The 17,418-nt window shown below is 40.6% G+C and carries 14 protein-coding genes; 7 read left to right on the forward strand and 7 right to left on the reverse strand.

Annotated elements, in window-relative coordinates; genetic code table 11:
* The first annotated feature begins 132 nt into the window (after window positions 1-132).
* Together ACRWQL_RS02960 and ACRWQL_RS02965 are read left to right on the forward strand one after the other, a co-directional pair.
* The gene (locus tag ACRWQL_RS02960) at window positions 133-1,077 is read left to right on the forward strand and encodes a tRNA-dihydrouridine synthase (RefSeq protein ID WP_434952273.1); all 945 of its coding nucleotides are present in this window, start codon (window positions 133-135) and stop codon (window positions 1,075-1,077) included.
* A 191-nt stretch (window positions 1,078-1,268) separates the two neighbouring features.
* A complete protein-coding gene (locus ACRWQL_RS02965; protein ID WP_434952275.1) occupies window positions 1,269-1,637 on the forward strand; it encodes a TraR/DksA family transcriptional regulator in 369 nt (122 codons plus the stop codon).
* A gap of 201 nt (window positions 1,638-1,838) precedes the next feature.
* On the opposite strand, the gene ACRWQL_RS02970 is transcribed toward ACRWQL_RS02965, so the two are convergent.
* Entirely contained in the window at window positions 1,839-2,402 is a 564-nt protein-coding gene (locus tag ACRWQL_RS02970) for a DUF4136 domain-containing protein (protein ID WP_434952277.1), read from the reverse strand.
* Window positions 2,403-2,632: 230 nt separating this feature from the next.
* On the opposite strand from ACRWQL_RS02970, the gene ACRWQL_RS02975 reads away from it, so the two are divergent.
* The 4 genes from ACRWQL_RS02975 (at window position 2,633) to ACRWQL_RS02990 (ending at window position 8,716) form a co-directional block, all read left to right on the forward strand.
* Window positions 2,633-3,232, forward strand: coding sequence for a LysE family translocator (locus ACRWQL_RS02975; protein ID WP_434925861.1), 600 nt, complete (start codon window positions 2,633-2,635; stop codon window positions 3,230-3,232).
* Window positions 3,233-3,249: 17 nt separating this feature from the next.
* Entirely contained in the window at window positions 3,250-3,795 is a 546-nt protein-coding gene (locus ACRWQL_RS02980; protein ID WP_434952279.1) for a DUF1415 domain-containing protein, read from the forward strand.
* A 260-nt stretch (window positions 3,796-4,055) separates the two neighbouring features.
* On the forward strand, window positions 4,056-6,182 hold the full coding sequence (locus ACRWQL_RS02985) for a prolyl oligopeptidase family serine peptidase (protein ID WP_434952281.1): 2,127 nt from the start codon (window positions 4,056-4,058) through the stop codon (window positions 6,180-6,182).
* A gap of 650 nt (window positions 6,183-6,832) precedes the next feature.
* Complete coding sequence (locus ACRWQL_RS02990) at window positions 6,833-8,716, forward strand: S8 family serine peptidase (RefSeq protein ID WP_434952283.1); 1,884 nt, start codon at window positions 6,833-6,835, stop codon at window positions 8,714-8,716.
* Between the two features lie 228 nt (window positions 8,717-8,944).
* Here the strand turns inward: ACRWQL_RS02990 and ACRWQL_RS02995 are convergent, their stop codons facing one another.
* Together ACRWQL_RS02995 and ACRWQL_RS03000 are read right to left on the reverse strand one after the other, a co-directional pair.
* Window positions 8,945-11,701 (reverse strand): PAS domain-containing protein, encoded by a 2,757-nt coding sequence (locus ACRWQL_RS02995; RefSeq protein WP_434952285.1) that lies wholly within the window; start codon window positions 11,699-11,701, stop codon window positions 8,945-8,947.
* A gap of 3 nt (window positions 11,702-11,704) precedes the next feature.
* Window positions 11,705-12,112 carry a response regulator gene (locus ACRWQL_RS03000; RefSeq protein ID WP_434940533.1) on the reverse strand — a complete coding sequence of 136 codons (408 nt, stop codon included), beginning with the start codon at window positions 12,110-12,112 and terminating at the stop codon, window positions 11,705-11,707.
* A gap of 240 nt (window positions 12,113-12,352) precedes the next feature.
* Between ACRWQL_RS03000 and ACRWQL_RS03005 the strand changes: the two genes are divergently transcribed.
* Window positions 12,353-13,051, forward strand: coding sequence for an Hpt domain-containing protein (locus ACRWQL_RS03005; protein ID WP_434952287.1), 699 nt, complete (start codon window positions 12,353-12,355; stop codon window positions 13,049-13,051).
* A gap of 56 nt (window positions 13,052-13,107) precedes the next feature.
* Here ACRWQL_RS03005 and ACRWQL_RS03010 read toward each other — a convergent pair whose 3' ends face one another.
* From ACRWQL_RS03010 to ACRWQL_RS03025, 4 genes are all read right to left on the reverse strand, one after another.
* Entirely contained in the window at window positions 13,108-13,899 is a 792-nt protein-coding gene (locus tag ACRWQL_RS03010; protein ID WP_434952289.1) for a class I SAM-dependent methyltransferase, read from the reverse strand.
* 89 nt (window positions 13,900-13,988) lie between these two features.
* On the reverse strand, window positions 13,989-15,986 hold the full coding sequence (locus ACRWQL_RS03015; RefSeq protein ID WP_434952291.1) for a methyl-accepting chemotaxis protein: 1,998 nt from the start codon (window positions 15,984-15,986) through the stop codon (window positions 13,989-13,991).
* Between the two features lie 130 nt (window positions 15,987-16,116).
* Window positions 16,117-16,926: an alpha/beta fold hydrolase gene (locus ACRWQL_RS03020; protein WP_434952293.1), complete on the reverse strand. Its 810-nt coding sequence runs from the start codon at window positions 16,924-16,926 to the stop codon at window positions 16,117-16,119.
* Window positions 16,927-16,968: 42 nt separating this feature from the next.
* Complete coding sequence (locus tag ACRWQL_RS03025) at window positions 16,969-17,334, reverse strand: hypothetical protein (protein WP_226410258.1); 366 nt, start codon at window positions 17,332-17,334, stop codon at window positions 16,969-16,971.
* Window positions 17,335-17,418 lie beyond the last annotated feature (84 nt).

Here is a 17,418-nt window from a genome sequence, read left to right on the forward strand (position 1 = left end):
TTAATCATAGAGCATATCCTGATGGTTTCAATACGTTTTTAAATTTTAAGCTTAAGCCTGTAAAACTAACACTGGCATCATCCGAGTTTCAGGTTAAAATGACGCCCTTTATTTTTAACCTGTGAGAATGCTGTGCGACTTATATTAGCGCCGATGGAAGGCGTAGTTGATGATTTGATGCGCGATATTTTATCCACTATTAACCCTTTTGATATAGTGGTTACCGAATTTGTGCGTGTGGTGGATCAACTATTACCTGAAAAAGTCTACTATAAGCTGTGCCCTGAACTGCACAATAATGGTTTAACACCTAACGGTACACCGGTAAGAGTGCAATTACTCGGTCAACATCCTGAGTGGATGGCTGAGAATGCTGTGCGTGCGGTTGAACTTGGCTCCCGTGGTGTAGATGTTAACTTTGGCTGCCCAGCAAAAATAGTTAACAAAAATAAAGGTGGCGCTGTCTTACTTCAATACCCTGATAGCCTTCATAATATTGTAAAAGCCATGCGCCAAGCCGTACCAGCTGAACAGCCGGTTACCGCTAAAATTCGTTTAGGTTACGAAGATAAGTCACTATTTATGGAAAATGCTCTAGCCATATATGAAGCAGGTGCGAGTGAAATAGCCATCCATGCCCGCAGTAAAGTCGATGGTTACAAGCCTCCAGCTTATTGGGAATACATTACTGAAGTTAAAAAACGCTTGCCTATACCTGTTATCGCCAACGGCGAGATATGGAATGAAGCCGATGCCAAACGCTGTATGGAAGTAACTGGCTGTAGCGACATTATGATTGGCCGCGGCGCAATTTCATTGCCTAATTTAGGGGCGTGTATCAAAAATGGTAGCCAACCTTATACTTGGGCAGAAACCTTAGATTTACTGCTCGGTTATACCGATAAACAATTGAGTGGTAAAAAAGCAGATTACTTGCCTGCACGGATTAAACAATGGTTTTGTTATTTGAATAGACAATACCCACAAGCAGATGATTTATTTCGTGAATTAAGAGTATTTAAAACCGCCGATGAAATTGTATCTGTGTTAAACAAAGCACAACACGAACTCAATTAGATATTGGTTACTTTTCTCCTACCAACCTTTCGGGTAATTGTCTTTGTCGCATGTGTAAATTAACAAAATTTAATCCACACATGCTGTTTGATGGCTAAAATCTGACTCAGAATTGATCTTCATCATAACTCAGGATTTTCTAGCCCGTAAAATGGCATGCTATATTGATTATCTCTAATAAAGGTTATGTGGTGAAAAATCAGGACATTCGAGCGCAATTATCAAAAATTGAGATAGCGCTTAGATCAGAAATTGGTCTTGGGCTTATTCAGCAGCATCTTGCCGATCTGCAGCTCAATATTATTCAGCAAATGGATTTATCTAACCTTATTGATTATCTTAGCGAATTAAAGCTGGCCGATTGCGGCTCATTTGAGCGCCTAATGCGTTTAGACGCCGCATTATGCCAACTTGATTTAGGCTTATATGGTCTATGTTCAGATTGTGAATCAGAAATAGAAGCATCACGCTTACAAAGCGATCCCACTGAACAACGCTGTAGTATCTGCGCCTCCCGTTATAATCAGGAACATCGACATGAATTGCGTTTAAATCATTAATACTAAGGTTACGCCCCAAATTTAATCACTTAACAATATCCCTGATTTAACTAACAACAGTCTGATTAAGTGCCCGAAAGGTTGATTAATACCGCTTAACTTCCAACAATTAATAACAAAAAACCTCCATTAACGGAGGTTTAATTAATATTAATCACAGTGTCATTCACTGTAAATGAACTGACTATTTAATAAGGCGACTCACTTCATGTTAGGCACTGAATTTAGCATTATTCTGGCTAAATTATCAAAACGCGCTTCTCTTTGTGCAAGGTCGTTATTCGGTTCAGTAAACCCTTGAGCTAACACTCGCCAAAAAGGTTGTTCGACGATTGGATTAAACAAGGCTATCAGCACAGAACCTTTCTCATGTTTGCTATCCACTCCCTGAGTCGCAAGCCCTGGCACTAACCCGGCCTTAGCTAATATTTCAGCATCGCTCATCTCTGATGCTAATGCCATACCAAAACCAATCGTCATTTGTGGCGAGTCAGTAGTATTTACCACCAGATAGCCTTTTTCAGCCATTATCTTATCTACTGAGTCACGTAACTGAGTCTTTAAGGTTTGTTCATCTATTTTATTGGCTGTATGGACTGAAAACATGCTTGCATGCCAGGCATAGGTTTTGGCAACAGAAGATAAATCACCGCTAGTCACCATAGTAACGCGGCTTGTTGGAATCGACTCGATATTGGAGGCGGAACACGCTGTTAGCATAACCATGCAAACAGAGAGAATAAACTGACTAAAGTGTTTTAACATAAATAATGGCCCTATTTTCGCCATCTTTGACTTAGATGACATTGTGTAGTGTTAGTACAGTGTTTGATACAAAATCGCGAAAAATATCCGAATCAATTAACCCGATAAACTTAAGATAACAATAATTTATTAACGAGTATCTATTCTTGTAAACTTTTTATTAGATTGTCATTACGTTACTGGTTAGAATGCCAGCCATTAATGTATTGAACCGGATAAATTGACTCAAAATGGAACTGGTCTTCGCCATTGCATTGTTTGCATTCTCTTCAGGTATCACCCCTGGCCCTAATAACATCATGTTAATGACATCAGGTGTTAACTTTGGTATTAAACAAAGTGTACCTCACCTTCTTGGCATTAGCCTTGGATTTCCGCTAATGATCCTTGCTGTAGGTTTAGGCATGGCAGCGGTATTTCAAACCTACCCCATCTTACATACCATCATCAAAGTGCTAGGGATAAGCTATTTGTTATACCTGTCATGGCTTATTGCCAATAGCAGTAGCAAGATGGAAGGTAAAAAAATCAGCAAGCCTTTTAGCTTTCTACAGGCAGCGGCTTTTCAATGGGTAAATCCCAAAGGCTGGATTATGGCTGTGGGCGCAATAGCCACATTCACCACTGTACACCAGGATCTCACCCCTCAAGTTATCACTATTGCCGGTGTGTTTTTGTGTGTCGCATTTCCCTGCGCCATCGTTTGGCTTGGCTTTGGTGTCGCCTTAAAGCGCATTCTTAAAAATGAACGCCAACAACGAATATTTAATATCAGTATGGCAATATTACTCGTGGCATCCATCATTCCGATGGTCATTCCAAATCATTAAAAAAGATAGGCTAGTTTATGTCAGATTTACATCCATGCATTGCTGAATCAGAAAATTGGGTTAAGCGGGTAATTGTAAAATATAATATTTGCCCATTTGCACGACGTGAAGTGGAGCGCGGCACCATTAGATACTTCGCCTGTGAGGAAGCTAAAGTAAAAAAGGTGCTTGAAGCCTTTGTGATGGAATGTATTTTACTTGAACAAAAACCCGACATTGAAACTACGCTGTTTATTTTGCCCCGAGGATTTGAAGGCTTTTATCCCTATCTTGACCTAGTTGATTTAGCCAACGACCTTTTAGTTGAGCAAGGATTTGAAGGGGTGTTTCAAATAGCCAGTTTTCACCCTGACTATTGTTTTGATGGTGAACCTCAAGATAGCTCTGCCAATTATACCAATCGCGCTCCTTACCCAACACTGCATATCATTAGAGAGGCCAGTATGGAAAAGGCCTTAGCGGATTATGATGATCCTGAGTCAATACCAGAGCGAAATATCGAATTTGCTCAGCGTAAAGGGAGCGAGTTTTTTATTAAGTTACTTAAAGAGTGCCAGCAGTAAGTTCTCTTATCGCGACATAGTCACGATAGCGTCAATCCCAAGCCTTAAGGAGTTACCTTGAGGCTTTTTTATTAAAAAAAATACACCTAATGCATGTCTTAATCCATGCTAGTAAATAAGCTGGATAACAACCAATAAGCAGTAAATCTTTACAGCTTTATAACAATAAAAATGCATCATGCTTGTTTGATTTATATCGTGATTCGGTTAGCTTAGTCAGCGATTACCGATCTAATAACCGTAGCAGAAGGGATAAGGACATGAATAAGGCACTCGTTTCATTGTGCGTCTTAAGTAGCATAACCGCCACAGCGGCCTTTGCGGAACAAGCAGTAGTACAACAAACAACAGTAAAGGCAACATTAATGGCAGAGCAAACAGACAGCTTTCAATGGCTTGAAGAGGTCGAAGGTAAAAAGCCTTTGGCTTGGGTAACTGAAAAAAATGCCCACAGCGCAGCAGCCATAAAGTCTTATAAAGGTTTTGAAACCTTAGTAGATAATTCACTGGCTATTTTAAACAGTAAAGACAGGATCCCCTATGCCGAACGCAAGGGTGAGTACCTGTATAATTTTTGGAAAGACGAAGGCCATGTTCGAGGCATATATCGCCGCACTAGCTTAGCCGAATACGTAAAAGATGACCCTAAATGGGAAACGGTTTTAGACATAGATGCCATTGCCAAAGCCGATGATGTCAGCTGGGTCTTTAAAGGCATTAATTGTCACACCCCTGACAATACGCTGTGTTTAGTATCACTTTCCCGTGGCGGCGCAGATGCGGTTGAGGTGCGAGAATTTAATCTAAAAACTAAAAGCTTTATTAAAAATGGTTTCTTGTTACCCGAAGCAAAATCGGATCTCACCTGGTTAAACCAGGATCAAGTTTTTGTCGCAACAGATTTTGGCGGCACCGAAGGCATGACAGATTCAGGCTATGCTAGCGTAGTCAAACTTTGGCAACGCGGCACTGCCCTAGATAAAGCCAGCTTCATTTATCAGTCAGATAAAAGCTCAGTCGCCGCAGGCGCTCAGGTACTGGATGATGGTGAATCGAAAATAGTGTTAATTGGCGATTATCATACTTTCTACACTGCCAGTCACTTTGTCTATGATCAAGGCAAACTCACTGAATTGAATATTCCCAAAGACGCTGAAATTAAAGGCTACTTCAAGGGTAATATCTATCTTGAACTTAAAAGTGAGTTAACCAGTCAAAAACTCGCTCAAGGGGCTGTAGTTTATGCGCCTGTCGCCTCTCTTATTAGCGCCACACCAGAATATCAGTTATTAACCGCCCCTGATGCCCATTCAGCTATCGCGCAGGTCGCTTTTAGCAAAAGCGCGGTATACGTTAACTACCTGGAAGATGTAAAAAGCAAACTGGTACGTTTTGAACCAAAAGCAGACAGCACCTGGGTACAAACTCCGGTGGCATTCGATGCTAACGGCAGCCTAACTATTTTTGACATAGAGCAAGACAGAGATGATTTCTATGTCGATTACAACAGCTTTCTCGAGCCTTCTAGCTTGTATGAAGTGCAAGGTAATACATTAGCGATTAATAAACTAAAGTCGCTGCCACAACAGTTTGATGCTGAAAGATTTGTTACTGAACAATACTTTGCCACCTCAAAAGATGGCACTAAAGTACCCTACTTTGTGGTGATGGATAAAAACCTGAAGTTCAATGGTAAGAATCCAACCCTACTTTACGGTTACGGCGGATTTGAGATTTCACTTCGCCCTAAATATTCAGCAACCATAGGTAAAAACTGGCTAGAACAAGGCGGTGTGTACGTATTATCAAACATACGCGGCGGCGGTGAATACGGGCCGGCTTGGCACCAGGCGGCGTTAAAGCAAAATCGTCATAAAGCCTATGAAGATTTTGAAGCCATAGCAGAAGATCTTATTAGCCGAAACATCACCTCAAGCCAGCATTTAGGTATTCAAGGCGGCAGTAACGGCGGCCTATTAATGGGCGCAGCGCTGACTCGCCGCCCTGACTTATACAATGCTGTGGTATGCCAAGTACCGTTATTGGACATGAAACGCTTCAGTCAATTGTTAGCGGGAGCTAGCTGGATGGGCGAGTATGGTAATCCAGATATCGCTGATGAATGGGCTTATATTAAAACGTATTCGCCGTACCATAATTTAGATAAAAGCAAAAAGTATCCTAAGGCCTTCTTCACCACCTCAACCCGTGATGATCGTGTCCACCCTGGGCACACACGTAAAATGGTCGCGAAAATGGAGTCTATGGGAATTGATGTGCTGTATTACGAAAATATGGAAGGTGGTCATGCTGGTGCAGCAGACAACAAACAAGCTGCCGAGCTTTCAAGCTTAGTATATGCCTATTTGCTACAGCAGCTGAAATAACGGCTAAAGTCACAGCTAAGATAGTTGCAGCGCTAATCACGCTATTTTTGTCGTGATTAGCAAGCTGTATTAACAAGTTGTACTCGTAATCTATAATAACCAGCAAAACACAAAACCAGTCAACTGACTGGTTTTTTTGAGCCAATTATTTAAACAGAACAATATAGCAAAGGGGATTACATTTGTTTCGGTTAACTAAAATACCCATATTTATCAGAAACTAAACATGTTTATCTCTGTGGTTGAAAATGACCTTTTAATAAATGGCCATCTCATTTCCTCCATAAGATAACAACCAACCGCAGAAAAGATTAATACTTTTAACTTAAAAATCAAACCACAACCCCCACCTTAAGGCTGACAAAAAAGTATTAAAATTAGAATAAGAAACAACTAAACTATTGATAGATATTAAAATTAATGAATTTCGCTAAAAGCAACCAACTTTCCACCCCCTACTTTATTACTAATACTGTAATTTATTCCAGGATCTGCAAGTCGGCTTTTATGCTCAATATGTAAACAAATTGTTACTTAATCAACCTAAACCCTAACTACCGCACCACAACAAAAAGACAAATATGTCACTTTTTAATCTATTTTGGATAAGTCTCGACATTCATGGAGGCAACAACAATATGGAGAATCAAATGATACAAAAACATAAAATAGCCCTTGCGGTATTGGCAGCTCTGAGCACACTTCCAATTCAATCCCAGGCAGCAGAATTACTTTTAGTCGACAGTTCAAAAGCGATTAAAGATAATTATATCGTGGTATTTAATACCCCTAGCGTGTTGAATCTTCAAGACGTATCAGCCTTAGCTGACTTTTCAACTCAGCAAGCGAATATACTGGCCACTAACTACGATATTAGCGTAGTAAAAAACTTTGGTAGCGCATTAAATGGTGTATTAATTAATGCTAATGCCAAACAAATTGCTGAACTTCAAAATGACCCCAAAATTAAATACATAGAACAAGATCAAATGATGTCTATTTCGCCAGTAATAGAAGCCAATAGTAATCAGGGTAATCCTACCTGGGGGTTAGACAGAATAGATCAGCGAGATTTACCCTTAGATAATAACTATCACTATGATTTCGATGGTTCTGGTGTCACAGCTTATGTGGTTGATACTGGAGTACTGACTAGCCATAATGAATTTGGTGGCCGCGCAAGTAGTGGTTATGATTTTATTGATAATGACTTTGATGCCACTGACTGTAATGGTCATGGTACACATGTAGCGGGTACGATTGGTGGTTCAAGTTACGGGGTTGCCAAAAACGTTAACATCGTCGGTGTCCGCGTACTAAATTGTAGTGGTTCTGGTAGTAACTCAGGCGTCATTTCAGGCATTAACTGGGTTAAAAATAATGCTTCAGGCCCTTCTGTAGCGAATATGAGTTTAGGTGGCGGCGCATCACAAGCAACCGATGATGCAGTGAATGCTGCTGTTGCAGCAGGTATCAGTTTTGTTGTCGCTGCGGGTAATGACAATAGCAATGCTTGTAATTACTCTCCTGCTCGTGCAGCCAATGCTGTCACTGTAGGCTCAACAACAAGCTCTGACTCCCGTTCAAGCTTTTCAAACTATGGTACTTGTCTTGATATTTATGCCCCAGGTTCAAGCATTACTTCAGCTTGGTATACTTCAAATAGTGCGACTAATACCATCAGCGGGACCTCAATGGCAGCTCCCCATGTAGCTGGTGTTGCTGCGGTTTATCTTAATCAAACTCCAACTATGACGCCAGCTCAAGTGACAAACTTACTGACCACGCGTGGCAGTGGCGGTAAAGTATCTGATGCAAAAACGGGCTCACCCAACACACTGCTATTCTCGTTAGACGAAGTGGGTGGTTGTGGTACTAATTGCCCACCGCCAACAGATACTGAGCTTTTAGATGGACAAGCTATTAGTACTTCTGGGGCTCAGGGTTCAGCGAACTACTATTTCATCGATGTGCCTGCAAATGCTTCAAGTCTTGCCATTGCATTAGCTGGAGGATCTGGTGATGCGGACATTTATGTCAGTCAAGGTGTCAAACCAACAGTGAATAGTTATCAATGTCGCCCCTATAAAACGGGCAATAATGAAAGTTGTGATTTTACCAATCCAGCTGCGGGTAAGTGGTATGTCATGGTACAAGGTTATGCAGCCTACTCAAATGCTAACCTAATGGCTGACTATAGCGTAGGAGGCGGCACCAGTTGCTCAGGCAGTGATTGTCTAGTCAATGGCGTAGCAAGAACAGGCCTAACTGGCACTAGCAGTTCGCAGACTTTCTATAAAGTCGTTGTACCCGCAAACAAAACATTGACTGTAGCGATGAGTGGTGGCAACGGCGATGCGGATTTATATGTTAAAGCCGGTAGCAAACCTAGCACGAGCAGTTTTGATTGCCGTCCATACAAAAATGGCAATAATGAAACCTGTTCACTAACTCCTACAGTGGAAACCACCTACCATGTAATGATGTTAGGATACACTAGCTATTCGGGTGTAAGTTTAGTAGCAAGTTATTAATATTTGATAAATATTAATAACTAAAAATGAAACTGCCGCTTATTTCTGACTAGAAGTAAGCGGCATTTTTAATCTTACTTTTTTGATTCATGGTTGAGTTAAAACAACACGTGTATCACTCTAGACTGATGAAAAGTGCACTGCAGTAATTAACCTTGTGCACTGATACTAAAGCTTCACAAAAAAGCTGCCTTAATCATGCTGCACAAATCACGGTACAGTAAAGCCTTACATATCACCTGCAACGGGTAATCGAATATAAAACCGAGCACCACAACCAGGTTCAGAGTTATAGCCAATGCTGCCATTCATTGCTTCAATAAGCTCTTTACACAATGCTAAGCCTAAACCAGTACCGCCTTTAGCTTTAGAGCTGCTGGCGTCAGCTTGGGAAAATTTTTCGAAAATTTTACTTTTAAAGTCTTCAGGTATACCGGCTCCTTGATCTTGTACGGCAATCTCAACCTCACCTGCAATAATCGTTGCCGACAAAGTAACATTTCCTGTAGCTGGTGAAAATTTAACTGCGTTAGATAGAAAGTTGATCAAAATTTGTAGCAAACGATGCTCATCAACAAATAACCAAATCTCATCCATTGGCCGAACCAGTTCTAGTGCCAAAGTGATTTTGTGCAGGTCTGCGTATGGCTGATGATCATCAATCGCTCTTTGCAAAAGCGGCACTATATTTAATCGCTGCATTTCAAATAACATTTTACCTGCCGCAAGTTTTTCAATGTCTAATAAGTCATTGATCAAGCGACTAAGTTGCTTACAGTTACTGCTTGCTATATCTATCAGCTTCTCCGCTTTAGCAGGTAAAGTGACAATTTTTCCAGACTGTAATAAGTTTAAGGCGCCATAAATAGACGTTAAGGGGGTACGAAGCTCATGACTTACCGTTGAGATGAATTCATCTTTCATTTGCTGTAATTTCATTCTGTCGGTAACGTCTTGCACAGATCCTATCATGAGAAGATCTGGATTTTTATCTTCAGTAACCAATTGCCCTAATTCATGTACCCAACGCACCTCACCGTTAGGCTTAATGATTCGGTGAACCACGTTGTGAATGCCTGTCAAGCGGGCCTGCTGCTCACTTTTTTCGACTTTATCAATATCGTCGGGATGAACAGCACTTTTAAACAGTGTCACACTCGGAACGATATCCTGTGCGTCAAAACCAAAAATCTGATAAATAATCGGCGACCACCATAAGGTTCCATGTTTAAGCGATGCATGCCAATAACCAATTTGGGCTTGCTCACTGGCTAAATCAAGACTTTGCTGGGCAACATTTAGCTGTAAATTAAGTTCCTCAAGTTTGAGGTAATATTCTTTAGTCTGGGTAATATCATGAATATAACCATGCCATAAAGTACTGCCGTCGGGCATCATTTCTGGTGTTGCTCTGCCAGATAGCCACATCAATGATTTATCATCTCGGTAAACACGATATTCCTGCTCCCAGATAGTCTGCTGTTGACTAGATTGCTCAATACTGTGGCCAACAGCAGCTAAATCTTCAGAGTAAATTTTGGCAAATGCATTTGATGCATCGCTAAGAACCTCTTCCGGTGTCACACCATAAATATCTTTAATTGCATCACTAGCATAAGGAAACGCACTGCGTCCGTCAGGCCATAACTGGAACTGATAAACCACCCCAGGAAGCTGCTGGGTCAATTTTATCAATTGGTCCTGCAGCTTATTTTCTTTAGTAACATCCATGATAAAACCGTCGAGAAACTGCACTACTCCGTTACTATCATATTCGGCGGCGCCACGCTCTTCCACCCACATAACTGAACCATTTTGATGCAACACACGGTAAGTGATTACCCAGCTAGATAGATTCAAAATCACTTTTTCAACAAGATTAACTATCAGTACTCTATCTTCTGGATGAATAACACTGGCATAACTGCGCACCGCATTATCGATAAAATCGCTAGCAGAATAGCCTATAAGCGAGTAGATATGCTCACTCATAAATAGCATAGTCCAGTGTTCATCGGCTTTACATCGGTAAGTCACCCCAGGGATATTGGCGACCAAAGTCTTAAACTGGTCTCGGCTGTGCATTAATGCTAACTGGTTATGCTTTTGTGTGGTGATATCGGCATGGGTGCCGTACATCATAAGAGGCTTACCATCAGCGGTATATGAAACCACTTTACCTCTGTCATGTACCCATACAAAGTGGCCGTCTTTATGCTTCATTCGACATTCAATATCATAAAACTCGGTTAAACCATTAAAATGCTCTTGGAGTGAGATATTAGAATTAGCTAAATCATCTGGATGTGTCAAAGCTATCCAGGTTTCTATCGAAATGGGTTCAAGCTCCTCAAGCTGATAACCAATAATCTCAGCCCAGCGCTCGTTATAAACCGTTTCACCGGTTTCAATATTCCATTGCCAAGTCCCTATCCTCGTTCCTTCTAAGACTGAGCGATAAAGTAACTCACTTGCCGCTAATTGATCACGTGCCTGCTCTTGTAATCTGTCGTGAATTTCCTGCTCAACACTTCTAGCAAACCCGAGTGCGATTTGGCGCTCTTTTTCAGTAAAACGGCGAGGCTGGCTATCAATAAAGCAAAGTGTGCCAATATTTTGCCCTTTAACCACCAAAGGCACACCAGCATAAAAGCGAATAAATGGCGCGTCTAGTACTAAGGGATTATCTTCAAATCGGCTATCAAGTAAGGTATCTGGAACTTCAAAAATACCCTTTGATAAAATGGCATGGCCACAGAATGAGATATCTCGGCCGGTCTCGCAGGCATCAAGACCTTGTTTAGATTTAAACCACTGCCGGTCGATATCAACCAATGATACAAGCACGATTTCTGTACCTAGGCACAGTTGCGCTAACTGGGTTAAGCGATCAAAACGTTGCTCTGGCAACGTATCTAGCAACCCGGTATTTTGTAATACGATAAGTCTTTCTTTCTCGCAGGTTGGCAACTGAGGAGTTTGCATCAGTTACTCCTGATTATTTGTGTCTTGTGATGCAAAGTAAGCCTGATAAATAGACTCTAATTTATCGCCAAGACTCATAGCATCGAAGGGTTTTTCAATAACAGCAACTGCGCCAGCATTCAAATATTCTTGCTTTTCCGACTGCTGAATACGCGCGGTCATAAAAACAACTGGGATTGTTTGGCAATGGGGTTTTTTACGAATTTCAGCCAGCGTTTGTAAACCATCTATACCCGGCATCATGGCATCTAACAATATTAGGTCTGGCGTAAAGTGCTCCACCTGTTTGATGGCCTCATAACCACCATCGCAAGATACTAAAGTAAACCCAGATATATCAACCAGAGCCATTTCGACGATAACTCGAATTGTCTCAGCATCTTCTACGTGTAAAATTTTCTCTAGTGGCATGCAGGCTCCAGTATGATGGGGATCCCCAAAAAATTGAGTTAAACTGATTTACTAATTATTGTATGATAATTTCTTTATAGCAAACTAAGTTGTTGAATAAAATCATTGATTCACAATAGCTCAGGATTATCTATATAGATAGATATAAGTGCTGGATTCAGCAACAAGATATCGATTAAGCTGCTATTATCTTTACATATAATAAACTTAAAAAGTCATCATAAGCCGAGAACCATAGTTATGAAAACGAATAAAGAGCTTGTTAATCATCATTCGGTCAATGACATTGATGAAAATATCACAGATAAGTGTAGCTCAGAATCGACAACTAAGACGCTCGAAAATTTACTACAACCTTTTGGGGGGAATGAGAAATTCTATCGGCGCTTAATCAGCGTTTTTGAAGACAATTTGGAGCAACAACTGCAAAATTTGGCATTGATGATCGCGCAAAAAAATGCCAAAGAAATACTGGGAATTGTCCATACTCTTAAAGGCAGTGCAGGATCAACGGGCTTATCATCATTGTATCGCGACTTGTGTGAGTGTGAAACTAAGCTAAAGCAAGCTTATGACTCTAATGCTTCAGCCTTTGACATGCTTTGTGTCGACCTAGCTGAACAATTACGTTTTGTAGCACAAACGGATCTATCGAGTATTCATGCGCTTTTACTCAATCAATCACAAATAAAACCCTCAGAGACAGCACCGCAGCAAGCTGAATATACCGTCACTGAACTGAAGTTGATGCTAGCTGAACTTAAGCAACACCTAGACGATTTTAATCTCAAAGCTGTCGATATCGCTGAGCTACTTCAAAGTAACCGAGCCCAGAAGCTATCCCTTGAGCACAACTTCACTGCGTTATGTGATGCTGTAGAGGTACTTGATTTCGACAAAGCACTTATTGAATTATCTTCCCTATCTGAAAGATTATAGAACTCGCTTTACCTCATAGGTACTATCCCCAAAAACACTGCAGTATAGGTAAAGTTTTATAATTTTATTGCACTCAACGAGTAGACCAAAGGCATCGCTTGGTTATTTTTAATCATCTGATAACGTGGGACTTCACTACTTTCATCCAAGCTTAGCCCTGCAAAACAATTATAAGGGCTATAGTCAAATTCATTAAAATGCTTAAGCTGTAAACCCGCAGCTAATAATGCATTAATCACATCACTTATCGGATGGGCCCAAGTAACCACAGTATGTTCAGTACCATCACAATTTTCAGTATAAGTACCTTCTTGTTCTATATCCGGTTGAGCGCGATTAAAATAACCATAGCCTTCCACTACGTCATTAAATGGATGAAATTCGGCCATATAAAATAATCCCCCCGGCTTTAAACTATTGACTATGGTTTGGGCCCAAAGGGTTAAATCAGGTAACCAGCAAATTACCCCAAATGAAGTAAATACAATATCGAACTCGGGTTTAACTAACTCACCAAATTGATAAACATCATGGCAAATAAACCGAGCATCAACATTAATTGCAGATGCAAGCTCACTGGCCTTTTCAATCGAACTATCTGATAAATCGACACCGGTAACAATAGCGCCTTTTCTAGCCCACGATAGGCTGTCCAAACCAAAGTGACATTGTAAATGAAGCAAGGTTTTGCCGTTAACGTCGGGTAACTCATGCGTCTCAATTTCAGTTAATGATGATGCGCCATTTAAAAAACGGCTTACGTCGTAAAATTTCGAGGCTACGTGTACCTGAGTTCGAGCATTCCAGGTAGCTTTGTTGCTGGAGAGGTAATCTTTACATAAATCCATTTAACGTTCCCAAAATAAAACCGAGCATATGCTCGGCTTGTATCTTACTAATATTAATAATGATAGTGGTAGTGGTAGTGGTAGTAAACCTATTTTGATAAGGTAAATTTACTGACGGTTCTCGACATACCGCTGGCATCATTTAGGAGTAGGTCATTCAACTCAGCAATTTGATGGACTATATCTTGGGTATGTTGATAAATTTCACTAATTTTTAATGCGTTACGATTAACTTCTTCCGCAACAGCAGATTGCTCATGTGTAGAAGTCGCTATTTGCTCATTCATTCTATCTATCACACCTACATGCTCTACGATAAGGCTAAGCTCTCTACCTGCATGCACTGCTTCATTCACACTTTTATCAGCTTGTTCTTTACCACGTTCCATCGCTTTAACCGCCAGTGCAGCACCCGCTTTAAGCTTATCAGTCATCGTTTTAATATCTTCAGTCGATTTTTGAGAACGTTGTGCCAATGTACGTACTTCATCTGCAACAACAGCAAAACCTCGTCCTTGATCTCCCGCCCTTGCGGCTTCAATAGCAGCATTAAGTGCCAATAAATTTGTCTGCTCAGCAATAGAGCTGATCACATCCAAAATAGTGACAATATCATGCACATCTTGATCTAAGTTTTGAATTGCTGTGGCGGCATCACTAATCTCATTCGCTAACGCTTTAATCGCATAGCTAGTTTTACTCACATCACTATTACCCAGTTTAGCCTCTGAATTAGCTTGAGCAGATGCTTCTGATGCTTGCACGGCATTAGCTGCAATTTGGGTAACGGTAGCACTCATCTCGGTCATCGCTGACGCGACTTGCTCAGCTTCAGCAGAACCTTCTGATACATCTGTTTGCATTGCACTGGTAAAGCCATTCATCTTTTCTACAGCATTGACCAAACTGAGCGCATTTCTCCTCACTTGCATGATAATATTTTCAAATTCCACCATCATGCTGTTAAAGGATAATGCCAGCTGGCCAAACTCGTCAGAGGTTTGATGGTCAATTCGAGTGGTTAAATCAAAATTAGCCCCTACATGAGTAATGGTTTGTTGTACTTTTCGTAAGCTAACATGTAAATATTTAGCAATACTTAAAGTCACAAGCACAACAAATGACAGCGCTATAATTAACGCCAGTAATGAAGTAAACATATGTTGGGATGCATAATCTAGCTTAGATTGCGCCAATTGCTGTAGCCTTTGTGCCAATTTTTGTTCGATATCGGCAAGAATATTTATTCTAACAGTTGATGTTTTAAACCAATCTTCTGGGTTTTGTTGTGCTATTGCATCGATATTTTGCGAAAAACCGATATTGCGCATATTATCAACATCTGTAAACGCGGCTGATTGTAATGCGTCTTTATATAATTGCCCATCTTCGCTTAATGCCGACGCGATAAAACGCTCAGCATAGATATTTTGCTCCGCAACTAGCGTGACAAATTTGCGATACATTTCTGACTTAAAACCTTGCTGGCCAAAGGTCGTACTTAATACAGCACGCTCAATACCTGCGCGCTCTTTAGCTTGTAAAAATGCAGCAAAAGATTTTAATCGTAGCGCCAACTCACTAATACTGGTTTCATCAGCTGCATTGTCGACCATAGATAATAGTAACGTATTCATGTGGGTGTAATATTTAACTTCATCTGCAACCGAAATGGTTAATGAATCAACAGAGACCCGCATCTTCTGCAGTTGTTGTAATGATTGAGTCACTTGAGATAATTTATCGCTAAATACTGCTGGTAAATCAGAGCTTTCTACAACATCGTTAAATATACGAATTTGTTGGTCAGTCAGCTGCCGCTGTTTTGGCAGGGCATCTTTGAAAGATTGACCATTAGAGCCAATAAAACCCGCGCTCATTCCGCGTTCTTTTTGCAGTTCATGCACAAAAGCACTATTGGTTACCGCTAACTCAGTTAATACTAGAATAAGATTGAGTTGTTGCTTTGTTTGATATTGATTATAGACAAACATACCGCCATAAATAATTGAAATAAGTAAAGGAGGAAGTGCCAAAAATGCTAGTTTTTGGGAAATTTTAAGATTACCAATCCATTGCCAATTCATAAAAATCCTTATTTATTCGTAATTAACACATACATTTATAATAGACTATATCGACTAACACCCTGAAAAACGAAGGCAAAAAACATGTTATAAGTAAATAATAGCTTAAAATGTGATATGCATCGTGTAATTACTCTAGTTGCTGACAAAAGGTGATGATCAGTTCGGGCCATTCGTCAACATCAGCCATACTTTGCGCTACATGCAAAGTCGAATTAGGCAGCACCTCAGCTAAGGTTTTCGCACAGGACAAAGGGTGCGTTTCATCACCGTCCCACGCAAGGATTAAACAAGGAATATTAAGCTTAGCTAATTGCTCATGTGTCGGAAAATCATTCTCAGCTGCGGCTAAAAACAGCTGTTCAAGGCTACCTCGTTTCATACTTTTTAAGCCATCAAGCATGCCTAACACGCTGTGTTTATGAGCGTCAATCAGCCATGAAGGCAGCATTCTATCAATATGTTTGGCATTAATTTTAGCCAACCCTTTACCACCAAGCATTTTGGCGGCTTTAGCCACTTTGTGATAATACTCTTTTTGCTTAACCCTTAATTCCCAGGCGGTAGGCGGGTTCATCAAAATCAGCCCTTTAACCCATTCAGGATGAAGAATGGCGCTAAATAAACTGCTCGCACAGCCCATTGACTGACCGCCTAACACGACTGCCGTATCACCAAGCACCTTAGTGCCGAGTTGATAGGTATCTTCAGCAAGGCTTGTCCAAAGATAGTCCGATTTGTTATTTGTTGTGGCAGATAAACCATGACCAATAGCATCAAATCGCAATAGGGTGAGTTTTTTAGGAAATCGATGCCAAGCATAAATCCCTAACGCATCTTCACTTTGCATGCAGCCAAGCAAACCGTGAGACCATATTAACGCGGAGCCCTTACCCGTTGAGCGATAATTAAATTGATTAATATCAAAAGGGTGTGTCATGGCAAGCCTCCTTATATAGGGTTCACAATGTGTTCAGATTTTTTAACCAGTTACGATTTCAATTAATCTGTTAATAAAAGCTTCAACCGCTTTTTCATTATCAAACTTAAAGGCTAAACCGTAGTGAATTTCTGATAAACCTTTATTGCGTCGAGTCGGAAAACGAGTCATTTGCGCATTATGATGATAATCATATTTAGCATGTACACCTTCAATAGTAGCTAATTCGCTGGAAAATACCTCAAAGGCGGGTCGAATAATCAACAAAGGGGTTTTGGCATCAAGGTGTAAATACACTGCCTCTTTTAACTCTGGCAGCATATATTCGGTAACGTTTTTGATATTAAAGTTACTGCGGCAATTTACATTTGTTAGTGCTTGAATAGCTTGTTCGTGGGATAGGCTCATAAGATCCTCTACATCATTAGTAATAACTCAAGTCTACCGCCCTGAATACAAAAAGCCCCGAACTTTCGTTCAGGGCTTGAATAT

Source organism: Shewanella sp. HL-SH4 (assembly GCF_051164845.1).
Classification (GTDB): domain Bacteria; phylum Pseudomonadota; class Gammaproteobacteria; order Enterobacterales; family Shewanellaceae; genus Shewanella; species Shewanella glacialimarina.

Excerpts from the sequence above, each read along its gene's own strand:
- ACRWQL_RS02980 (WP_434952279.1), top strand. The coding sequence starts at position 3,250 with ATGTCAGATTTACATCCATGCATTGCTGAATCAGAAAATTGGGTTAAG.
- ACRWQL_RS02970 (WP_434952277.1), bottom strand. The coding sequence starts at position 2,402 with ATGTTAAAACACTTTAGTCAGTTTATTCTCTCTGTTTGCATGGTTATG.
- ACRWQL_RS03020 (WP_434952293.1), bottom strand. The coding sequence starts at position 16,926 with ATGACACACCCTTTTGATATTAATCAATTTAATTATCGCTCAACGGGT.
- ACRWQL_RS02995 (WP_434952285.1), bottom strand. The coding sequence starts at position 11,701 with ATGCAAACTCCTCAGTTGCCAACCTGCGAGAAAGAAAGACTTATCGTA.
- ACRWQL_RS02975 (WP_434925861.1), top strand. The coding sequence starts at position 2,633 with ATGGAACTGGTCTTCGCCATTGCATTGTTTGCATTCTCTTCAGGTATC.
- ACRWQL_RS03025 (WP_226410258.1), bottom strand. The coding sequence starts at position 17,334 with ATGAGCCTATCCCACGAACAAGCTATTCAAGCACTAACAAATGTAAAT.
- ACRWQL_RS03005 (WP_434952287.1), top strand. The coding sequence starts at position 12,353 with ATGAAAACGAATAAAGAGCTTGTTAATCATCATTCGGTCAATGACATT.
- ACRWQL_RS02990 (WP_434952283.1), top strand. The coding sequence starts at position 6,833 with ATGATACAAAAACATAAAATAGCCCTTGCGGTATTGGCAGCTCTGAGC.
- ACRWQL_RS03010 (WP_434952289.1), bottom strand. The coding sequence starts at position 13,899 with ATGGATTTATGTAAAGATTACCTCTCCAGCAACAAAGCTACCTGGAAT.
- ACRWQL_RS03000 (WP_434940533.1), bottom strand. The coding sequence starts at position 12,112 with ATGCCACTAGAGAAAATTTTACACGTAGAAGATGCTGAGACAATTCGA.
- ACRWQL_RS02985 (WP_434952281.1), top strand. The coding sequence starts at position 4,056 with ATGAATAAGGCACTCGTTTCATTGTGCGTCTTAAGTAGCATAACCGCC.
- ACRWQL_RS03015 (WP_434952291.1), bottom strand. The coding sequence starts at position 15,986 with ATGAATTGGCAATGGATTGGTAATCTTAAAATTTCCCAAAAACTAGCA.